The 20,321-nt window shown below is 67.3% G+C and carries 18 protein-coding genes; 14 read left to right on the forward strand and 4 right to left on the reverse strand.

What is annotated here, in order from left to right:
* Positions 1 to 13 precede the first annotated feature (13 nt).
* Positions 14 to 460 (forward strand): 50S ribosomal protein L9, encoded by a 447-nt coding sequence (gene rplI, locus AC0Z36_RS18650; RefSeq protein ID WP_485464064.1) that lies wholly within the window; start codon positions 14 to 16, stop codon positions 458 to 460.
* A gap of 97 nt (positions 461 to 557) precedes the next feature.
* Here rplI and AC0Z36_RS18655 read toward each other — a convergent pair whose 3' ends face one another.
* On the reverse strand, positions 558 to 1,910 hold the full coding sequence (locus AC0Z36_RS18655; RefSeq protein WP_485464065.1) for an MATE family efflux transporter: 1,353 nt from the start codon (positions 1,908 to 1,910) through the stop codon (positions 558 to 560).
* 435 nt (positions 1,911 to 2,345) lie between these two features.
* On the opposite strand from AC0Z36_RS18655, the gene dnaB reads away from it, so the two are divergent.
* Positions 2,346 to 3,722, forward strand: a complete 1,377-nt coding sequence (gene dnaB, locus AC0Z36_RS18660) for a replicative DNA helicase (RefSeq protein WP_485464066.1) — start codon at positions 2,346 to 2,348, stop codon at positions 3,720 to 3,722.
* Positions 3,723 to 3,803: 81 nt separating this feature from the next.
* Here the strand turns inward: dnaB and AC0Z36_RS18665 are convergent, their stop codons facing one another.
* On the reverse strand, positions 3,804 to 4,742 hold the full coding sequence (locus AC0Z36_RS18665; protein ID WP_485464067.1) for a BRO-N domain-containing protein: 939 nt from the start codon (positions 4,740 to 4,742) through the stop codon (positions 3,804 to 3,806).
* A 386-nt stretch (positions 4,743 to 5,128) separates the two neighbouring features.
* Here AC0Z36_RS18665 and AC0Z36_RS18670 point away from each other — a divergent pair, with 386 nt between their 5' ends.
* The 5 genes from AC0Z36_RS18670 (at position 5,129) to AC0Z36_RS18690 (ending at position 11,754) form a co-directional block, all read left to right on the forward strand.
* The gene (locus AC0Z36_RS18670; protein ID WP_485464068.1) at positions 5,129 to 6,466 is read left to right on the forward strand and encodes a sensor histidine kinase; all 1,338 of its coding nucleotides are present in this window, start codon (positions 5,129 to 5,131) and stop codon (positions 6,464 to 6,466) included.
* Positions 6,430 to 7,074, forward strand: a complete 645-nt coding sequence (locus tag AC0Z36_RS18675; RefSeq protein ID WP_485464069.1) for a LuxR C-terminal-related transcriptional regulator — start codon at positions 6,430 to 6,432, stop codon at positions 7,072 to 7,074. The genes AC0Z36_RS18670 and AC0Z36_RS18675 overlap by 37 nt, the downstream gene beginning before the upstream one ends.
* 264 nt (positions 7,075 to 7,338) lie before the next feature.
* Positions 7,339 to 9,528 carry an MMPL family transporter gene (locus AC0Z36_RS18680; RefSeq protein WP_485464070.1) on the forward strand — a complete coding sequence of 730 codons (2,190 nt, stop codon included), beginning with the start codon at positions 7,339 to 7,341 and terminating at the stop codon, positions 9,526 to 9,528.
* A 16-nt stretch (positions 9,529 to 9,544) separates the two neighbouring features.
* The gene (locus AC0Z36_RS18685; protein WP_485464071.1) at positions 9,545 to 10,795 is read left to right on the forward strand and encodes a sensor histidine kinase; all 1,251 of its coding nucleotides are present in this window, start codon (positions 9,545 to 9,547) and stop codon (positions 10,793 to 10,795) included.
* A 293-nt stretch (positions 10,796 to 11,088) separates the two neighbouring features.
* Complete coding sequence (locus AC0Z36_RS18690) at positions 11,089 to 11,754, forward strand: response regulator (protein ID WP_485464072.1); 666 nt, start codon at positions 11,089 to 11,091, stop codon at positions 11,752 to 11,754.
* A gap of 15 nt (positions 11,755 to 11,769) precedes the next feature.
* On the opposite strand, the gene AC0Z36_RS18695 is transcribed toward AC0Z36_RS18690, so the two are convergent.
* Both AC0Z36_RS18695 and AC0Z36_RS18700 read right to left on the reverse strand, forming a co-directional pair.
* Positions 11,770 to 12,228 (reverse strand): NUDIX domain-containing protein, encoded by a 459-nt coding sequence (locus AC0Z36_RS18695; protein ID WP_485464080.1) that lies wholly within the window; start codon positions 12,226 to 12,228, stop codon positions 11,770 to 11,772.
* A 235-nt stretch (positions 12,229 to 12,463) separates the two neighbouring features.
* On the reverse strand, positions 12,464 to 12,841 hold the full coding sequence (locus AC0Z36_RS18700) for a phage holin family protein (RefSeq protein ID WP_485464073.1): 378 nt from the start codon (positions 12,839 to 12,841) through the stop codon (positions 12,464 to 12,466).
* A 184-nt stretch (positions 12,842 to 13,025) separates the two neighbouring features.
* On the opposite strand from AC0Z36_RS18700, the gene AC0Z36_RS18705 reads away from it, so the two are divergent.
* The 7 genes from AC0Z36_RS18705 to AC0Z36_RS18735 all read left to right on the forward strand — a co-directional run.
* Entirely contained in the window at positions 13,026 to 13,343 is a 318-nt protein-coding gene (locus AC0Z36_RS18705; protein ID WP_485464081.1) for a cupin domain-containing protein, read from the forward strand.
* A 95-nt stretch (positions 13,344 to 13,438) separates the two neighbouring features.
* A complete protein-coding gene (locus tag AC0Z36_RS18710; RefSeq protein ID WP_485464074.1) occupies positions 13,439 to 13,621 on the forward strand; it encodes a hypothetical protein in 183 nt (60 codons plus the stop codon).
* A 405-nt stretch (positions 13,622 to 14,026) separates the two neighbouring features.
* Positions 14,027 to 17,425 carry a sensor histidine kinase gene (locus AC0Z36_RS18715; RefSeq protein WP_485464075.1) on the forward strand — a complete coding sequence of 1,133 codons (3,399 nt, stop codon included), beginning with the start codon at positions 14,027 to 14,029 and terminating at the stop codon, positions 17,423 to 17,425.
* Positions 17,426 to 17,427: 2 nt separating this feature from the next.
* The gene (locus tag AC0Z36_RS18720) at positions 17,428 to 17,853 is read left to right on the forward strand and encodes a roadblock/LC7 domain-containing protein (protein WP_485464082.1); all 426 of its coding nucleotides are present in this window, start codon (positions 17,428 to 17,430) and stop codon (positions 17,851 to 17,853) included.
* A gap of 52 nt (positions 17,854 to 17,905) precedes the next feature.
* Entirely contained in the window at positions 17,906 to 18,514 is a 609-nt protein-coding gene (locus AC0Z36_RS18725) for a DUF742 domain-containing protein (protein WP_485464076.1), read from the forward strand.
* Between the two features lie 97 nt (positions 18,515 to 18,611).
* Positions 18,612 to 19,148 (forward strand): GTP-binding protein, encoded by a 537-nt coding sequence (locus AC0Z36_RS18730; RefSeq protein WP_485464083.1) that lies wholly within the window; start codon positions 18,612 to 18,614, stop codon positions 19,146 to 19,148.
* 505 nt (positions 19,149 to 19,653) lie between these two features.
* Positions 19,654 to 20,321, forward strand: a 668-nt coding sequence (locus tag AC0Z36_RS18735; protein ID WP_485464077.1) for a BRO-N domain-containing protein, incomplete at its 3' end; no start/stop codon positions are given.

Genomic DNA, 20,321 nt, shown 5'->3' on the forward strand with positions numbered 1-20,321 from the left:
GGGAGATCTTGAAATGAAGCTCATTCTCACTCACGAAGTGACCGGCCTCGGCGAGCCCGGTGATGTCGTAGAGGTCAAGGACGGTTTCGGCCGCAACTTCCTCATCCCCCGTGGTCTCGGCATGCGCTGGACCAAGGGTGGCGAGAAGGACGTCGAGGCGATCCGTCGGGCCCGCAAGGTCCGCGAGATCCGTACCCTCGACGAAGCCGTCGCGATCAAGAACCAGCTCGCTGGTCTCAAGGTCGTCCTGAAGAGCCGTTCCGGCGATGCCGGCCGTCTCTTCGGCGCGATCACCGCTGCGGACGTCGTTTCGGCCATCACGGCCGCCGACGGCCCGCAGCTCGACAAGCGCCGTGTCGAGATCGGTCAGCCGATCAAGACCGTCGGTACCCACCGTGTGTCGGTTCGCCTGCACGCTGAGGTCTCCGCCGACGTCGACGTCAACATCGTCGCTGCGTAATCAGGTTCCTCGGAACCCAGCCGGACTCGTCCGGTGCTGATCGTCCGGGCCCCTCCTCACGGAGGGACCCGGACTTTCGTGTTTCCCGACGGGTTTCTCAGTGCCTCCGGGCCCCGGTGACCAGCCAGGCGTCGCCGCGGTAGCGCCACCACAGGACCGCCAGGCGGGCCGCCATGAACGTGTTGAGCCCGAACCACCACAGCGCGGCGATCCCGCCGCCGCAGACCCATACCAGGGTGGCCGCCCCGGCGAACAGCACCAGGACCACGGGCATGGTCAGGGCGAGGTAGCGGCCGTCACCCGCGCCGATCAGGACACCGTCCAGCACAAAGACCGCGCCGGCCAGGGGCTGCTGGACGGCGGCGGCGATCAACGTCGCGGCCAGCAGGTCGCGTACCGCTGTGTCCGGGGTGAACAGCGGGACGTACAGCGGTCTGGCGGCCAGGACGGCCACGGCGAACAGCGCGCCCGCCCAGACGCCCCAGGCGAGCATCCGCCGGGTGGCGGCCCTGGTCCCGGCGATGTCCCCGGCGCCGAGCGCGCGGCCGACGATGGCCTGCCCGGCGATGGCCAGGGCGTCCAGCGCCAGAGAGAGGAGGATCCAGATCTGGAAGGTGATCTGATGGGCGGCGACCGAGGTGTCGCCCAGGTGGGTGGCGGCCACAGTCGCGATCACGAACACCGCCCGCATGCTGGCGGTGCGGATCAGCAGTGGGACCCCGGCGGTCGCGCTGGCCCTTATCCCGGCCCGGTCGGGGGTGAGCGGTGCGCCGTGCCGACGGGCGCCGCGGACGACTACGACCAGGTACACCGCGGCCATGCCGTACTGCGCGATCACAGTGCCCCACGCGGAGCCGGCGATGCCCCAGTGCAGTCCGTACACAAAACCCAGGTTGAGCAGCAGGTTGGCGACACAGCCCGCGACGGCCACGAACAGCGGGGTCCTGGTGTCCTGGAGGCCGCGCAGGACACCGGTGGCGGCCAGGACAAGCAGCATGGCGGGGATGCCGAGGGCGCTGACGCGCAGATAAGTCAGGGCGTACGGATGCGCTGTCGAGGAAGCGCCGAGTGCTTCGAGGACCCACGGAGCGGTGCCCGCGGCCAGTACGGTCAGCAGGACTCCGAGGCCGAGGGCGAGCCAGAGTCCGTCGATGCCCTGGCGGACGGCACCGCGCAGGTCCCCGGCGCCGACCATCCGGGCGACGGCTGCAGTGGTCGTGTAGGCGAGGAAGACGCACAGGCTGACGAGGGTGGTCAGGACGGTTCCGGCAATACCGAGACCGGCCAGTTGGGGGGTGCCGAGATGGCCCACGATCGCCGAATCGGCAAGGATGAACAGTGGCTCGGCCACCAGCGCGAAGAAGGCTGGGACAGCAAGCCGCAGGATCTCCCGGTCGGCTGTGCGGCGGAGGGCCCTGGGATGGGGCTTAGTTGTGGGTGTGCCAGTCACTTGTCCACCGTAGTCATCCACAGGTAAGAGCCACAATGCGCTCCTGACTCTTACTTTCGGGTGACAGTGGCCGCTGTGGGCGTGTGTGGGGGGATTACCTCACCAATCCGGCTGAACTTTTTCCCATGCACAGGCCGTGGATGGCGAAGTTGCAGGTCAGAGCCAGTGGATGCCGGTGTCGTCGCAGGCAGTCGAACGCTGTGTGCACAGCTTGTGCACAGCCGAGCCGGTGGTACTCCACAGGTTATCCACAGTTATCCACATACCCTGTGGATAACTTCTTTGGAGGCGGGCCGACAGACCCGTACGGTAAGGGGTCGTCACCCGCGTCGTACGGCCGAAATGTCGGCCGGGTGCCGTAAGAAGGATGGCGGAGCCGGTGCTGGATGAGGCGCTGTGGTCGTCGGTGGACACAGAGGGAAAGAAGGGGTCGCGATGAGCGCCGAGTACGAGGACGCTCCGCCCCCGGAGGCCCCCCGTGAAGGATTCGAGCGGGTGCCTCCGCAGGACATCCCTGCGGAGCAGTCGGTCCTGGGCGGCATGCTGTTGTCCAAGGACGCCATCGCCGACGTGGTGGAGAAGCTCAAGCCGATCGACTTCTACCGCCCGGCGCACGAGACCATCTACGTCGCCATCCTCGACCTCTACGCACGGGGCGAACCGGCCGACACCATCACCGTCGCCGACGAGCTGACCAAACGCGGGGAGATCACCCGCGCCGGCGGGCAGGCCTACCTGCACACCCTGATGAATGCGGTGCCCACCGCCGCCAACGCCGAGTACTACGCCCGGATCGTCCGCGAAAAGGCTGTTCTGCGCCGTCTGGTCGAGGCCGGTACCCGCATCGTGCAGATGGGCTACGCCGCCGAGGACGAGGTCGACGACATCGTCAACCGCGCCCAGGCCGAGGTCTACGCGGTCACCGAGCAGCGCACCAGCGAGGACTACCGGCTGCTCTCCGAGATCATGGAGGGCGCCCTCGACGAGATCGAGGCCATCGGATCGCGTGCGGGCCAGTTCACCGGGGTTCCCACGGGGTTCACCGACCTCGACGCGCTGACGAACGGGCTGCACCCGGGACAGATGATCGTCATTGCGGCCAGACCGGCCGTGGGCAAGTCGACACTCGGCCTGGATATCGCACGGGCGTGCTCGATTCAGAACAACCTGACCAGCGTCATCTTCTCGCTCGAAATGAGCCGCAACGAGATCATGATGCGCCTGCTGTCGGCAGAGGCGAAGGTGGCGCTGCACCACATGCGCTCGGGCAGCCTGACCGACGAAGACTGGAACCGGATCTCGCGGCGGATGCCCGATGTCAGTGGTGCGCCGATGTTCATCGACGATTCGCCGAACCTGTCGATGATGGAGATCCGCGCCAAGTGCCGTCGGCTCAAGCAGCGCAACGATCTGAAGCTGGTCATCATCGACTACCTCCAGCTGATGTCGGGCGGTGGCTCGAAGCGGGCTGAGAACCGCCAGCAGGAGGTCTCCGATATGTCGCGAAACCTCAAGCTCCTGGCCAAGGAGTTGGAGATCCCGGTGATTGCGATGTCCCAGCTGAACCGTGGTCCCGAGCAGCGAACGGACAAGAAGCCGATGGTTTCCGATCTTCGCGAGTCGGGTTCAATCGAACAGGATGCTGACATGGTCATCTTGTTGCACCGCGAGGACATGTACGAAAAGGAATCGCCGCGTGCTGGTGAGGCCGACCTGATCGTGGCCAAGCACCGTAACGGCCCGACCGCGACGATCACGGTGGCCTTCCAAGGCCACTATTCGCGTTTCGTGGATATGAACCAGCACTCCTGACATAGGCGAACGCCCGCGCCCTCCACAGGCTGTGGAGGGCGCGGGCGTTTGTGGTTTTCAGTGCTTCGGGGCTTCGTGGCTTCAGTTGACGGGCGGCTCGGCGACGTAGCGGTAGGTCTGTCCGCGGACGGCCGAGCGCATGGTCGAGTCACTCACACAGTGACTGATGGCGAGCCGGTAGACGGAGACGCCGCTGCGGTGGAGGCGGCGGCACTCGGCGACGACCGCGGGGGTGAGGTGCTGATCGGCGCGGGGGCGGGGGACTTCCTGCTCCCTCATCGCGGAGGTAGCGGGCATCGGTTGCTCGCTACCTCGCTGAGCTTCGGGGATCTCGGAGTTTGTGGTCCACAGGGGAAGTCCTGCCAACTGGGTGAGCGCCCGGGTGGTGGCCTCCCAAGCGAGCGCCAGCCGTTCGATGCCGGACTCGATGTTCGCCACCCGGGGTTCGAGGCGGCTCAGCTTGTCCTCGATCGCGGTGACCCGGTCCTCGACGTTGCTGAGACGCTCCTCGATGTGGCCGAGGTGGGTGGGGATGTCGTACTGCGAACTGCCAAGCTGGTTGGTTGTGACCTCGTATCGGCCGGTCTTGCGAATTGCGGGGAGGACCTCCCGGGTGACCCAGTTCTGGAACTGCTTGGCCTCGGGTTTGTCGCTGCGGAGGATCAGCTTGTAGAGACCGGACTCGCTGATGAAGGTCTTGTTGGGGTTTCCGCCGCGGTTCGGAACCTCGGAGGTAGAGGGGACTCGTTCCCCTCTACCTCGCTGACCTGCGAAGACCGACCTGTGGATAACTTTCTTCTCGTCATTGTCGAGTTTCCGGACGGCCGAGGTGGGGTTGTTGATGCCGAGGCCGTGACACACGCCGTCGTTTCCGAACCACGAGATCCCGTCAATGAGAACCACTTCGAAATCGAGTCCCTCGCGGTAGGTGAACACCCGCAGCGCGGGCAGGTTCCCCGCCTCGCTGGCGTCGTTCGGGTCGTTCGGGCATCCTGTGCCCGAGGGGATGGCCGGGTTCATCGGCTTGCTCCTTACGGTTGGCCACTGTTGATCCAGCGGTCTGACTTCCGCGGCGGTCGCCTCTTCACCGGAGGCGGCCGTCGATTCTGTTGCGCAGCAAGGAGTATGACGCCCCGTTATGGCGGAAATGCGTCAAATCAGGGCAACGCCGTCATGGAAGCATTCAATTGGTTGGTCATTGACCAAACGCCGCTCCAGGTCGGGGAGTTCGGGCTATATATCGAGACAGCTGCCTCAGTGAAGCCGAACGAACTCACGGCGGGCGCGAGGTGGGTCCAGGCCCACCACTGATTCGGATATTGGGTGCAGTGCGCTGCGGATCGATCATCAGCAGACTGTTCTCCATGGGGAAACCACCCCGTGGGGCGGCTCGGGAGGGAACAGTCATGAACGGTTCGGCGGTGGTCCAGACGGCGGAGTCTGTACGGACGGCAGGGCAGCGTGGGGCCGGGGTGCGGGTCCGGGACGGGCTGATCGCGGTCAAGCGCGGTGTGGTCCTCAGTCTGCTGATGGTCCCTCAGGTGGTGTTGAGCTGCCTGATGTGGGCCGCCGTTTCGCTGGCCAGTATCGGGGTCGGCGTCGTGATGCTCCCCACGGTGACAACTTGGGTACGCAGGCTGGCGGACCGCAGCCGGCGGCTGGCGGGTGAGTGGTCCGGGGTCCGGATCGACCGGCCGTACAACGCCGAACCGGAGCACGAGCCGGGGTTCGCCGGCTCCTGGAAGCGGTTCACCGCGTACGTGGGTGACGTGGCGACGTGGCGGGACATGGCCTGGCTCACGGCCGACCCGGTCGTCGGATCCCTCCTGGTGATCCTCCCGGTCGCGCTGATCGGGAACGGCCTGTTCGGGGTGTTCATGCCGCTGTACTGGGAGCCGATCTTCAATGTCGGCGGCACCCAGTGGTACCTCTTTGTGCCGGTGCAGGACCTGCCGACCGCGTTCCTCGCGGTGCCGGTCGGCCTCTTGCAGATCGGGCTCGGCCTCGGGGTCGCCCCGGCGCTGCTCCGGCTGCACGGGAAGTGGACCAGGGTGCTGCTCGCGCCGACCAAAGAGGCCGAACTCTCGCAGCGTGTGCAGAAGTTGACCGAGACCCGGGCCGACGCGGTGGACACCAACGCGGCCGAACTGCGGCGCATCGAGCGGGACCTGCACGACGGCGCGCAGGCCCGCCTGGTTGCCATGGGCATGAACCTCGGCGCGGCCGAGGCCCTGCTCGACCGGGATCCCGAGGCGGCGCGCAAGCTGCTTACAGAAGCCCGTACGTCCTCGGCCAAGGCTTTGACCGAACTCCGGGACCTGGTCCGGGGGATCCACCCGCCGGTGCTTGCCGACCGGGGGCTGGCCGACGCGGTCCGGGCCCTTGCCCTGGACCTGCCGTTCCGGGTCGAGGTGACCGCGGATGTGGTGGGGCGGCTGGACGCTCCGGTCGAGTCCGCCGCGTACTTCGCGGTCTCCGAATGCCTGGCCAACGCCGGGAAGCACGCCGGTGCGGCGCACGTGAGTGTCGATATCGCTTACGACGCGCGCCGGTTGCAGGTCATCGTGACCGACGACGGTGTGGGCGGCGCGGACCTCATGCGGGGGACCGGACTGCGCGGGATCCAGCGGCGACTCGGTACATTCGACGGCGTCCTCGCCCTGCACTCCCCGGTGGGCGGTCCGACCGTCGTCACCATGGAGCTGCCGTGCGCGCTGTCCTCGCCGAAGACCTTTTCCTCCTGAGGGACGGTCTGGTCCGCCTGCTCGAAGCCCACGGGTTCGAGGTGGTGGCGGCGGTGGACAACGGTCCTGATCTGCTCACCGCGCTACTCGACCACCGCCCGGAAGTGGCGGTGGTCGACGTGCGTCTGCCACCGACTTTCACCGACGAGGGCATCCAGGCGGCACTTGAGGCGCGGCGCCAGGTCCCGGGGTTGCCGGTCCTGGTGCTGTCGCAGTACGTGGAGCAGTTGTACGCACGGGAGCTGCTCGCGGACGGCACGGGAGCGATCGGCTACCTGTTGAAGGACCGGGTCTTCGACGCCGACCAGTTCATCGACGCGGTGCGGCGGGTGGCGGCCGGCGGGACGGCGATGGACCCCGAAGTGATCGCCAAGCTCCTGGCCCGCAACGAACGGAACGAGCCGCTGGGCAAACTCACGCCGCGCGAGCGCGAGGTCCTGGGGCTGATGGCCGAGGGCAGGTCGAACGCGGCGATCGCGCAGCGCCTGGTGGTCAGTGACGGTGCGGTGGCCAAGCACACGACGAACATCTTCACGAAGCTCGACCTGCACCAGTCGGACGACGACCACCGGCGGGTGCTGGCCGTACTGACCTACCTCAACGCGTAGTGGTCCCTGCGTAGGAGGTCCGCCGTACTCCCGCTGTAGTAGATGTTCGAACCCGCGCCTGCGGACGGTGTGCAGGGGTGTCGTACCCCGGGCTGAACTTCTTGCGAGAAGGCCTTTTCAACTTGGTCCGTACGCAGGCGTACGCCTACGGTCGAAGCTGACACCACCAGCGACTTCCCGGTTGTGCGTCAATCGGCAAGCCTTTGTGAAGCAGATCACAAGGATCGGTTCAAGGGGGAAGCGCGCGCTACCGAGGGGACCCTCATGTTCGGACGTCTAGGGCGATTCGTCGTCAAAAATCCGTGGCAGGTGATCGCGGCCTGGATCGTGGCCGGGCTCGCCCTGGTGTTCCTCGCCCCATCGATCGCCGACGTGACGAACCAGGACACCAAGAGCTTCCTCCCCAGCAAGTACGAGTCGGCGCAGGCGGCGAAGATCGCCGAGCGGGAGTTCCCGCAGTCCAAGGACCAGACCACCATGGTGGTCTTCAAGCGCGCCGACGGTGGGGTGCTGACCCCGGCCGACGTCGACAAGGTCAAGCAGATCGAGGCCGGCCTGGGGGCAGCCGGTGTCGACAAGGTCTCCAAGGTCGAGCACGCGGGCACCGCGCCTGCCGCAAACCCCAAGATCGCGCTGGCGACGGTCTACCTCAAGGGTGAAGCGCAGGACGTCAAGCTCAACGACGCGGTCAAGGACCTGCGCAAGAAGACCGTCACACTGCTGAACGGCACGGACCTCAAGGCCGGTTACACCGGCGGTCCGGCGACCATGCTGGACAGCGCGAAGGCCTTCGAGAAGTCCAACATGCTGATCGGCCTCGGCACTTTCATCGTCATCATCGTGCTGATGCTCGTCATCTTCCGCAGCCCGATCGCGGCGATCCTGCCGCTGGTGGTCGTCGGCGTGGTCTCCATGGTCGCGCCGCACATCATCGCGCTGGTCGCCAAGGGCACCGGCCTGCAGGTCGACAACTCACTTGAGGGCATCCTCACCGTTGTCCTCTTCGGCATCGGTACGGACTACATCCTGTTCCTGCTCTTCCGCTACCGCGAGCGCATGCGCGCCGGTGACGACAAGAAGCAGGCCATGATCGTGTCCGTCGAGCGGGTCGGCGAGGCCATCGTCTCCGCCGCCGGCGCAGTCGTCATCGCCTTCAGTGCGATGCTGCTCGCCAGCCTCGGTATGTTCCAGTCGATGGGCCCGGCCTTGGCCATCGCGGTCGTCGTCATGGCGGTCGCCGGGCTGACCCTGGTCCCCGCAGTCGTCTCCCTCCTCGGCCCGCTCGTCTTCTGGCCGTCGAAGAACTGGATGGCGCAGCCCACGGGCAGCGTCTACCAGAAGATGGGCGCGCTCGTCGGCCGCAAGCCCGGCGTAGTCGCCGCCGTCTCCGGGCTGATCCTGGTCGCGCTGGCCGCCGGCGCACTCGGCTTCAAGGCCGACTACAGCCAGATCGGCGCGACCCCCGCGGGCACCGAGTCCAGCCGCGCGCAGGAGGACATGCAGTCCGCCTTCCCGAAGGGCATGTCGGGCCCGACCCAGGTCTACGTGCAGTCGACCGACGGCAAGCAGCTCGACAAGGCCGCGTTGGAGAACTACGCCCAGGAGCTCAAGGGCGGCAAGGGCGTGGCCGACGCCAAGGCCGTGCCGGACCCGGCCGCGACCGCACCGCACTTCGCCCAGCTGAACGAGGCGGGCACTACGGCGCAGATCGACCTGATCCTCAAGGACGACCCCTTCGGGCTCACCGCGCTCAACGAGATGAAGGCGCTGCGCTCCTTCGCCGACGCACACGCACCCAAGGGCACCGAGGTCCACGTCGGCGGCCTCAGCGCGACCTTCGCCGACATGCGGACGGCCACCGACCGCGACATGAAGGTGATCTTCCCGGTCGCCGCGATCCTGATCGCCCTGGTCCTGGGTCTGCTGCTGCGCAGTGTGGTCGCCCCCTGGTACCTGATGCTGGCAGTGGCCCTCGGCTACGCGGCCACCCTCGGCTCGGCGGTCCTGGCCTTCCAGTTCATCGGCGGTGAGCCGGGCGTCATGTTCATGCTGCCGATGATGATCTACATGTTCGTGGTGGCCATCGGGACGGACTACAACATCCTCATGGTGGCCCGCCTCCGCGAGGAAGCGCAGGAAGGCCACAGTCCGCGCAAGGCCGCCGCTCTTGCGGTGGAGCACGCAGGGCCTTCGGTGGGCGCGGCCGGCATCATCCTGGCCGGCACCTTCGGCACGCTGCTGCTCTCCGGGGTGGACATGATGACCCAGATGGGCTTCGCGGTGTCGGTGGGCGTGCTCCTGGCGGCCTTCGTGATGTCGACCTTCCTGGTGCCCGCACTGACCGCGCTGATCGGCAAGAAGGCCTGGTACCCGGGTCACGGCGCGGACTCCCGCGTTGTGCCGCAGGCCGACGCCGACGACCAGCGCGAGCCTGTCCTCGCCGGAAAGTACTGACCGGCACACTGTGCGTATGAGTTCACCGGAAGGCCCCGCGCAATCGGTTGCGCGGGGCCTTCCCCGCGTCCTGGGTCCGCTGGTTCTGGACCCGTTCGGTCCGGACGGGCCGTTCCGGCGGCGGTTCTGCTTCCTGCGGCCGTGGACGGTCGAGTTCCTGACGGTCGGGGCGGTGCTCGCGATGACCCTGGCCGGTACGTACAGCCAGAACAACACCAGCCAGGGCCAAATGTCCGGGCTGAACCTGGCGATCGCGGTGCTGACCTGCCTGGCCCTCGGACTGCGCACGCGTTCCCCGCTGACCGCACTGTGCCTGACCGAGGCGGGACAGGCGCTGTTCCTTGCCGCGGAGGGCCCGGACGGCCCGATTCTGCTGCCGACCATGGTGGCGCTGTACACCCTGGCGTCGCGTGGCCGGCTGAGCCGCTCGGTGTGGATCGCGTCCGGTGTGGCGCTGGCGCACGCACTGGTGCGGATGCTGGTGGTCGGGTCGTTCTTCCAGCCGGAGGTCTACCTGGCGGGGATCTGGATGTACCTTCCGGTGGCGATCGGGGAGGCCGTCCGGGCCAAGCGCGCGTACTGGGCGGAAGTTCAGGCGCGGTTGTCCCGGGCCGAGGCCGAGCGTGAGGAGGAGGCCCGACGGCGGGTCATCGAGGAGCGCATGCGGATCGCCCGGGAGCTGCACGACGTGGTCGCGCACAGCATCGCGATGATCAACATCCAGGCGGGGGTGGCCGCCCACGTCATCGACAACGACGTGCCGCACGCCAAGCAGGCCCTGGTGCACATCAAGGAGGCCAGCCGGGACGCGCTGGCCGAGCTCAGGACGACGCTCGGTGTGCTGCGGCAGGACGGCGAGAGCGCCGACCCGACCGAGCCGACGCCGGGGGCGGCCGGGCTGGAGAACCTGGTGGCCTCCTACCGGGAGACTGGCCTGCCGGTCCGGCTCACGGTCGAAGGCGAGCAGACGCTGACCGCTCCGGTGGGTCTGGCGCTCTACCGGATAGTGCAGGAATCGCTGACCAACGCAGTCAAACACGCCGGTCCCGGAGCCAGTGCGCAGGTCACTGTGACGTACGGTCGGGACGCGGTCATCATCGACGTCAGGGACGACGGCCGGGGCGGCGCGGCACCTGCTTCCACGGGGACCGGGCACGGTCTGGTCGGGATGCGTGAACGTGCGGTCTCGGTGGGCGGCACATTGACTGTGGGGCCCTGTGCTGACGGCGGATTCGTCGTCCATGCCGTATTGCCGATCGCACCGTGAAAGCGACTGAGCAAAGCGGAGCAGCCAAACTCCTACGAGGCGACTGAGCAAAGCGGAGCAGCCAAACTCCTACGAGGCGACTGAGCAAAGCGGAGCAGCCAAACTCCTACGAGGCGACTGAGCAAAGCGAAGCAGTTGAACCCCTACAAGGCGACTGAGCGAAGCGAAGGAGCGCGTCCGGAGGACGCGGCTTTTCCGGGCGACGCGTGGACGCCGACTGGCCCCGGAGCGAAGCGACGGGGACAGGAGGAAAACGTCCACGCTTGGAGCCCGGCAACAAGAAGGAGTGCTAAGTGACCGTCAGAGTGCTCATCGCGGACGACCAACTGCTGGTCCGGGCCGGGTTCAAAGTTCTGGTGAACTCCGACCCGGGGCTTGAGGTGGTCGGTGAGGCGGCGACCGGCACGGAGGCGGTGCGGCTGGCCCGGGAGACGCTCGCCGACGTGGTCCTGATGGACATCCGGATGCCCGAGATGGACGGCTTGGAGGCGACCCGGCGGATCGTGCAGGACGAGGACCTCGCGGGCGTGCGGGTGCTGGTGCTGACCACGTTCGAGATCGACGAGTACGTCTTCGAGGCACTGCGGGCCGGGGCGAGTGGGTTCCTGGTCAAGGACACCGAACCGGCCGACCTGCTCCGGGCGATCCGTACTGTCGCCGCCGGCGACTCGCTTTTGTCACCCGGGGCGACCCGTGCCCTGGTGGGCCGGTTCCTGGCCCAGCCGGAGCCGGCGAACGTGGACGAGGTGACCCTGTCGACGCTGACCGACCGGGAGCGTGAGGTCCTGGGCCTGGTCGCGGCGGGGCTGAGCAACGACGAGATCGCCGGGCGGCTGCTGGTGTCCCCGCTGACGGCCAAGACGCACGTCAGCCGGGCGATGGTGAAGCTGGGCGCGCGGGACCGCGCCCAGCTGGTGGTGATCGCGTACGAGGCCGGTGTGGTGAAAGCGCGCGGTTAGGCGGCCCCCGGAGATCTAGTCGAGGTCGCCGGTGAGGAGCTCCAGGATTCCCTCGACGTTGTTCGTCAGGTAGGCGGCGAGGGTCTCCGGCACCACGCCGACACTGGCGATGCCTTCGACCGTGAAGGGGATCCGTACGGTCTCGTAGTCGCCGTTGGGCTCGTCGAACTCCGGACCGTGCCGCAGGCCCGGGTCCATGGACTCCAGGCGGCAGGCGAAGAAGTGCTGCACCTTGACCCCGTCGGCGCCCGGCTCGTCGACCGTGTCCACGAAGGCCGGGATGTGGCGGGAGACCTTGGCACCGAGCTCTTCGAGCAGCTCGCGGTGCAGGGCGGCGGTCACGGTGGTGTCGGTGGGCTCGACACCGCCGCCGGGGGTGATCCAGTAGGGCGGCCGTCCGGGCTTGGTGCGCTTGATCAGGATCATCCGGTCGTCCTCGTCGATGAGGATCGCCCGTGCTGTCCTTTTGACCACTGCTCTCGTGAGCGCCGCCCGCTCGGGAACTGTCCTTTTGAGCACTGTCCGCATGGTGCGTACGCCCTTTCGAACCGGGACACAGGTCGTCGAGGATCCGCCGAGTGCCGCGCTTCCCCGTGACGGCGGATCCTCTTCCTCCATTCCGGTTTTCCGGGCGTTTCATGCCTGTGCGGGGCGTTCAGTACTGCTGTCAGTGCTGCTAAAGGCCAGCTGCCGGGCCAGCGGGACGGGCTCAGTCGCGGTCGAGGACCAGGGCGAGTGCCCAGCTGACGATGCTGATGACCAGCGATCCCAGGAGGGCAGGCCAGAAGCCGTCGACGTGGAAGGAGAGGTCGATTTTCCCCGAGATGTAAGAGGTCAGCCACAGCATCAGCGCGTTGATGACGAAGGTGATCAGGCCGAGGGTGAGGATGAACAGTGGGAACGAGAAGAGACTGACGATCGGCCGGATCGCGATGTTGACGACACCGAAGACCACAGCGACCAGCAGGATCGTTTTGACCCGCTGCATGTTGGAGGCGTCTTCGGCGAGATAGATGCCGCTGACGAAGATGCTTGTCACCCAGATGGCGACCGCGTTGGCGAGGAATTTGATGACGAGGTTGTTCATATCCAAATGCTGTCAGGTGGAACAGTGCCGCGGTGTGATCGTCTGGACATGCGATGTCGACGTGTCGCCTGACCGGGCGTTCGTTCTGGCGGTAGCCTCCGGTCTGCTGGGATGACCGCCGGGCCGAGTGCCGGCCGGGTGGCGTCTGATGTGCTGGGCCGACCATGAGGAAGCGGTGGTTGCTGTGAAGGCGTTCCGGCTGGACGATCTCGACGCGGAACGGGTGGGAGAGCAGGGCGCCTACCTGAAGTTCCTGAACGAGAAGCACTTCTCCATGGGGTTGTACGGGCTTGAGCCGGGCGAGCTCGACCCGCAGTCGCCGCATGGCCAGGATGAGGTGTACGTGGTCGTCAGCGGCCGGGCGACGCTCCTGGTGGGGGACGCCGTCACCGATGTGGCTCGCGGCAGCGTGGTGTTTGTGCCGGCCGGGGTGCCGCACCGGTTCCGGCAGGTAACCGAACCGCTGCGGGTGCTGGTCTTCTTCTCACCGCCGGAGAGCTGACACCGGCGGTGGAACCGGCAGGGCACGGGTGGCGTTCTTGAAACAGGGGAAGGACGCCCGTCGGGACGCCGTCGGATCAATCTGTGGGGAGAGAGATGATAGGGAATCTGCCTTTGTGGGCGAAGGTGGCACTGCCGATTGTCGGCTTGCTGCTGGCCTGCTGGCTATTGATCTGGCTGATAACCGCGTTTGTCATGCTGCTGGTGAAACTGGTGGTCGGTGCGGTTGTCGTCGTGGCTTTGATAGCCCTGGCCCGGACGGCGCTGACTAAACGTTAGGGATACGGCCAGAAGGTATTGCGGGAGTCCGCCCAAAAGGCAACAAAACCGTACAGTCCTGCGTGTTTGAGTCGTGACTTACCGTTATTTTTGCGAACAAGCAGGACAAGAGTCATTTCTTGCGCTGACAACTGTGAGCAAGCGCATAGTCCGAATTGACTGTTTTGCGTATTTCCATTTTGCTCACAGTGACGACGCTTGATTCCATGGCCCCGACATGGGTGCCCCTTGACGGGAACGCGGTGCCCTAACGCGGAGTCATGGGACGGCAAGTTGAGCATGGTGAACGGCGTCGATACGGCCGCGTCCGAACCCGGGAACACCGGCGACAGGCGTGGCGGATCCCGTGGCAGGCGAGGTAGGCACGCAACCCCGGCCGGTGGCACCCTGGCGCAGTCCACGGGGGTGACACGTGAAGCACCCAAGCCGAAGACTTCCGGCCGCGGTTCCTTCCTGCGCCCGCGGACCTTCCGGGCGCGGCTGTTCAACCTCCTGGCCGTCTCGCTCGCGGCCGTCATCGCGCTGTCCGCCGTGCTGATGAACGGTGAGGTCACCAAGTGGCAGCACGCCCGTGACATCTCCGACTCGGTGCAGACCGCCAAGGATGTCCAGTTCCTGATCCACACGCTCCAGGAGGAGCGCGACGCCACTGCCGGCTACCTCGGCGCCAACCCCGCGTTCAAGGCGGGTGTCCTCGGCCAGCAGCAGACCACCGATGCCGCTGCCAGCCGGGTGAAAGAGCGCGTCGACTCGCAGGGCGGCGCCGAGCTGAAGAAGGCCTACCAGGCGGTCGGGACCCTGGAAGCGCTCCGCAAGTCCGTCGTAGGGCCGGACGCCGGGCGGGTCGAGACCCAGGCCAGCATCTTCAACGGCTTCACCGGCGTCCTGCGCGCGCTGCAGAGCCTGGACTACGAGGTCAGTGGCCAGACCGACACCCAGGTGACCAACGGCATCCGCGCACTGCGCGCGCTGACCGGCTTCAAGGAGATCATCGCCGAGGGCCGCGGTTTCACCAGCGCCGTGCTCATCGCGCAGAAGTTCACCGCCGAGCAGTACCAGTCGATCAGTGCGCTGCGCGGTGCGCAGGGCGCCAAGCAGGCGGACTTCCTGCACGTGGCAACCCCCGCGCAGATCGCCCGCTTCGCCAAGATGGACACGCTCAAGGGCAGCGCGCGCGCCAAGGAGATCGAAGCGCAGATCATGCCGCACGCCGACGGCAGCAAGTTGCCGAAGTTCGACGTGATGGAATGGTGGGGTTCGCTCAACGAGGTGCTGGAGCACGTCAACGCGATGGAGACCTCCATCGCCGACGAAGTCGCAGACCGGGCCGAGAAGCTCGAATCCCAGGCCCTGACCGACCTGTTGCTGTACGCGGGCTTCCTGATCCTGCTGGTCATCGGTGAGGTCGCCCTGGTGGTTTCCGGTGTCCGGTCGGTCTCCCGCCCGCTCGCAGCCCTCGCCCGCGAAGCCGAAGAGGTCGCCACCAAGCGGCTGCCCGAGGTCGTCGCGCGCATGCAGGCCGGTGACACCGACCCGCAGCGCCCCGCGCCGATCGTCGTGCCAGGGCGGGCCGGCAGCGAGATCGCCACGGTGGTCGAGGCACTGAACAAGGTTCAGGACTCCGCCGTCGAACTGGCCGCACGGCAGGCTGCGATGCGCCGCAACACGACCGACTCGCTGGTCAACCTGGCCCGTCGTAACCAGAACCTGGTCCGCCGCCAGCTCGGCTTCATCACCAAGCTGGAGCACGAGGAGGCCGACCCGACGGCCCTGGGCAACCTGTTCGAACTCGACCACCTGGCCACGCGTATGCGCCGCAACGCCGAGTCGCTGCTCGTCCTGGTGGGCGAGCCGGGCCCGCGTCCGCGCTCCGCGCCGCTGCCGGTCGCCGACGTGGTCCGCGCCGCGCTGTCCGAGGTCGAGGACTACCGCCGGGTGACGCTGCGCCGCATCGACGAGGTCGCCGTAACTGGCGGCGCCGCCACCGAGATCGCCCACATGCTCGCCGAACTGGTCGAGAACGCACTGTCGTTCTCCCCGCCGGACGTCGAGGTCGAGGTGTACGGCCGCCGCATCGGCGAGGACTACATGATCGCGGTCATCGACCACGGTGTCGGTATGTCCATGGAACAGATGGAGACCGCCAACAAGCGTCTCCGCGGCGGTGAGGACTTCCTCGACGCCCCGTCCCGGAGCCTGGGCCACTACGTGGTCGGCCGACTGGCCAACCGCCTCGGCGCCGACATCCAGGTCGACAACTCGCCGGTCACCGGTGTCACGGCACGGGTCATGCTGCCCGCTGTGATCCTGGTCGACTCGTCCCGTGGGGGGTCCACGGGCCAGGGCAACGAGCCGGCCCACCGGCAGTCGGCGATGCCGGCCGACGCGGCGGTTTCCGCGGCTCCGGCACTCCCGGCGCTTCAGGGGGACCGGGCACCGCAGGCCGCTTCGCTGCCGCGCGGTGCTTCGGCCGGCCGGCCGGGCCTGACGTCACGTCGCCCCGCGCCGCAGGTGGTGACGCCCGCCCAGGGCGTGCCCGCCGACGACGGCCAGGCGGAGGCGGACGAGCGCCGCCGGCAGGATCAGCTCCAGTTCGAACAGCGCCAGCGCGAGCGGGCCAAGAGCCAGCAGGACGAGTACGAACAGGCCCGTCAGCAGCAGGCGCAGCAGGCCCGGCAGAAGCAGCTGCAGCAGGAGCAGGCCCAGCAGGAACGGATCCAGCAGACCCAGGCCCACCAGGAGCAGGGCGAGCGGGAGCAGGCACGCCTGGCGCAGGCCCAGCAGCAGTACGAACTTGAGCAGCGGCAGGCACGGCAGGCACAGCAGATCCGCGACGAGCAGGACCGTCAGGAGAGGGCTCGTCAGGAGCAGGCCAGGCAGGAGCAGGCCCGCGACGAACGGGCCCGCGATGAGCAGGCCAGGCGGCAGGAGCAGGCCCGCGATGAGCAGGTCAGGCAGGACCAGGCCCGCGATGAGCAGGTCAGGCAGGACCAGGCCCGCGATGAGCAGGTCAGGCAGGACCAGGCCCGCGATGAGCAGGTCAGGCAGGACCAGGCCAGGCAGGCTCAGCGGGCGGCGCCGGCCGTCACAGCCGAGTTCGGCGCGGTCGACCTGACCGGGCCGGTAGCCCCGGCGGCGTGGACGCCGCACCGGGGTAGCGCTCCGGTCGCTCCCATGCCGGTCTCGGACAGTGGGCCGTTCCCGTCGGTCCTGTCGCAGCAGCAGTACGCGGCTCCGGCTCCGGCACCGCAGCGTGAGCCCGCCCCGGCCCCGGCTGACCGGCGGAACCCGGCTGAACAGCAGAACTCGTCCGGGCAGCAGAGCGCACCGGGACAGCAGAACCCGGCGTACGATTCCGACCCGTACGCCGGACTGGATATCCCGCAGAACCCGGTGGCCCCTGCTGCGGACGGTCGCCGTCAGCGCCGGATCAACCAGGCGGAGCAGCCGGAAACCGCACTGGACCCGTACGTCGGAGCGTCCTTCGACGCATCGTTCGAAGCGGCTTCCGCGACGGCGGACGAAACCGGCCAGGACACCCAGTCCGCAGCGGCCCGTACCCGCAACGGCCTGGCCAAGCGCCCGCCGCGGCGCCGGGACACCGCCGCCCGGCCGCCCGCCCGCCCGACCCCTGCGCCCGGCCAGCCCGCAGCCGCCGAGCGGTCCCCTGCGGAACTGCGGAGCACGTTGTCCGCGTTCCGCGGCGGCTTCACCCGCGGCACGTCGGACAAATCTGACTCCACCCGTGGGGTCGACGAGCAGTCCGAGGCCTCCCGCTTCACCCTCCCGGAGGAGAACGCGTGACCATCGACATCCACACCGGTGCCCAGCCGCAGTCCTTCAACTGGCTCATCACCAACTTCGTCCGGGAGACCGACGGCGTACGCGACGCCGTCGCCGTCTCATCGGACGGCCTGCTGATCGCCATGTCGACGGGCTTGGACCGGGCCGAGGGCGACCAACTGTCGGCCATCGTGTCCACGTTGACCAGCCTGGGCCGCAGCACAGCCCGCCGGTATGACTACGACGGTCTCAAGCTCGTCATGATCGAGATGAACCGCGGTTTCCTGCTGGTCTCCACGATTTCCGACGGTTCCTGCGTCGGCGTCCTGGCCGACCGGGGCTGCGACATCGGTCTGATCGGCTACGAGATCGCTGTGCTCGCCGAGCGGGCCGGCGCGATCCTGACGCCGATGCTGATCTCCGAACTGCGTCGCGGACTGCCGCGCTGACGCGCAGTCCCAAGGCTTAGAGCAGGGTCCGTCTGGTGGGGGAGAGGGAATCATGAACGATCAGCAACCGGGTGGGGACGCCTTCGCCGCTGAAGACGAGGGCTGGTTCCGGTCGCGCCCCGGGGAGCCTGAGGGCCTTCAGGGCCTTCAGGGCTACGAGGCATACGACAAGACAGCCACTATGCCGGTGATCGACGAGTCGGACCGGCGGTGGCAGACCGCCCCAATGACTCCGGTCTCGGGCGTGCCCGTCGTGCAACCTGCTTACGGCGTGCCCGTGATGGCTCCGCGGGCGGGTCTGAACGACGACTTCTACGAGGACGACGACGAGGCCGACTCGTTCATCCGTCCGTTCATCGTCACCGGTGGGCGCACGTCGCCACTGCAGGACAACCTCCGCATTGAGACGCTCGTACGGTCACTGCCCGCGGCACTGTCCGCCCCGCTGGCGTTCGAACGCCGCACGGTGGTCGAGCTGTGCCAGCGTCCGCACTCCGTGGCCGAAGTGGCCGCGCGGCTCGGCGTGCCACTCGGGGTGGCGAAGGTCGTCATCGGCGACCTGATCACCGACAACCTGATGTTCTGTCACGAATCTGCCGCAGGCGGCGCGATGTCGGTGACCACCATCGAGAGGATCCGGGACCTTGTACGGGCGCTCTGACTACGGTCAGCAGGAATACCAGGGGTACCCCGCATACGGGACGACCCCGGCTGCCGGGTACGCCGAGCCGCAGTCCGCGGTCGACGCCCCCACTTCGGTGAAGATCGTCATCAGCGGCGGCTTCGGCGTGGGCAAGACCACCTTCGTGGGTGCGATCTCCGAGATCGACCCGCTGGCCACTGAGGCCGCGATGACCGAGGTGTCGATCGGCGTCGACGACAGCTCGAAGGTCGACGGCAAGACGACCACCACGGTGGCGCTGGACTTCGGCCGCATCACGCTGGACGACTCGCTGATCCTCTACCTGTTCGGGACCCCCGGGCAGGACCGGTTCGCGTTCTTGTGGGACGACCTGGTCGAGGGCGCGCTCGGGGCGGTCGTCATCGTGGACACCCGGCGGATCGAGGACTGCTTCCCGGCGTTGGACTACTTCGAGGAGCGGGAGATCCCGTTCATCCTCGCGGTGAATCACTTCCCGGGCGGCGAGCGGTACGAGGCGGAGGAGGTCCGCGAGGCGCTGGGCCTGAACTCGGCGGTGCCGATCGTGGACATGGACGCCCGGACGCGTGGCACGGTGCGGGACGCGCTTCTTGTGCTGATCGACAGGGTGCTGACGGTGCGGTTGGCGGCCTGAGGCTGCGGGTGGGGTTTTGGTACGGCCCGGTGGGCCCCTGGGAGGGGGTGTGCCGGGCTGTTCTGTGTTTGGGGAGGGCGGAGCTTTCCCTGCTGAAAGAGCAGGGTGTTTTCGTCGGCCAAACCGACGGAGAACATAGGCAACGTCGCAGGTCAGGGCATTTCCGTCGGTTTGACCGACGGTATACCTGCGGAGTTCGGCCCCCGAGCTGAGGTTGTGTATACCTGTGCGCCAGCTGTGCGTAACGCTGTGGATAACGTGCACATCAAGATCGACTTTGCGATCCAAATGATCACGATTTAAGCCCTGAGTGAACAATGAACGCCCAACATTCAAACGTTCACTCAAAAGTGTGAGGGGATCTGATTTTCGCTCAATTGGCTCACCGATTCAGCCTCAAGTCGCTACGTTCGGTAGCGGAAAAACGGCGGTCGCCCGTTGCGAGGGTGACCGCCGTGAGGTCAGACCGCTGCTAACAGCTGCGGTCGACGAGAAGGAGTGGCCGATGACGCGGACCAATCCCTCGGGCACAGGATGCCCGAACAAGCGTGACGAGACCAGCTGCACAGACATCGCCCAGATGTTTGATGCCTTTGCCTACCCCGATGGCCGGACGATGCGGATCGCGCTGGTCGGTGGGGAGTCCTGGTTCTGCGGCCACGACGTGTGTGGGTTCATCAACCACAGCAACCCCAGCAAGGCGGTTCAGGCGCTCGACGAGGACGAGCGGCGACTCATCGACGTTTCCGCAGGTCGCGCTGCCCTAACCTTTGGTTATGGCGGCGTGAGCAGGGAAAACGCAAACCCGAACATGATGTTCGTCAGCGAGTCGGGGCTCTACACGCTGATCCTCCGGAGCAACAAGCCCGAAGCGAAGGCCTTCCGTCGCTGGGTCACCCACGAGGTGCTCCCGTCGATTCGCAAGACCGGCCGCTACGAGGTCCAGCCCACCACCCCGGGCACCGACCTCGTGGAGATCCGCCAGGAGATCGCCGTCCGGTTGGACCGGATCGAAGCGACGGTCAGGACCGGGCTTGCCGACATCGAAACCGCGACCGCCGGATTCGACACTCGCCTTGCCCGGATCGAAGACCGCCTCGCGGACATCGAATCCGCCGAGCGGAAGCTCACCGGCCGCTTCACCCGCGTCGAGACCACCCTCAGCCGCAATGA

Source organism: Kitasatospora sp. UYEF31, assembly GCF_057291755.1.

Excerpts from the sequence above, each read along its gene's own strand:
- rplI (WP_485464064.1), top strand. The coding sequence starts at position 14 with ATGAAGCTCATTCTCACTCACGAAGTGACCGGCCTCGGCGAGCCCGGT.
- AC0Z36_RS18710 (WP_485464074.1), top strand. The coding sequence starts at position 13,439 with ATGATAGGGAATCTGCCTTTGTGGGCGAAGGTGGCACTGCCGATTGTC.
- dnaB (WP_485464066.1), top strand. The coding sequence starts at position 2,346 with ATGAGCGCCGAGTACGAGGACGCTCCGCCCCCGGAGGCCCCCCGTGAA.
- AC0Z36_RS18685 (WP_485464071.1), top strand. The coding sequence starts at position 9,545 with ATGAGTTCACCGGAAGGCCCCGCGCAATCGGTTGCGCGGGGCCTTCCC.
- AC0Z36_RS18700 (WP_485464073.1), bottom strand. The coding sequence starts at position 12,841 with ATGAACAACCTCGTCATCAAATTCCTCGCCAACGCGGTCGCCATCTGG.
- AC0Z36_RS18665 (WP_485464067.1), bottom strand. The coding sequence starts at position 4,742 with ATGAACCCGGCCATCCCCTCGGGCACAGGATGCCCGAACGACCCGAAC.
- AC0Z36_RS18680 (WP_485464070.1), top strand. The coding sequence starts at position 7,339 with ATGTTCGGACGTCTAGGGCGATTCGTCGTCAAAAATCCGTGGCAGGTG.
- AC0Z36_RS18670 (WP_485464068.1), top strand. The coding sequence starts at position 5,129 with ATGAACGGTTCGGCGGTGGTCCAGACGGCGGAGTCTGTACGGACGGCA.
- AC0Z36_RS18725 (WP_485464076.1), top strand. The coding sequence starts at position 17,906 with ATGAACGATCAGCAACCGGGTGGGGACGCCTTCGCCGCTGAAGACGAG.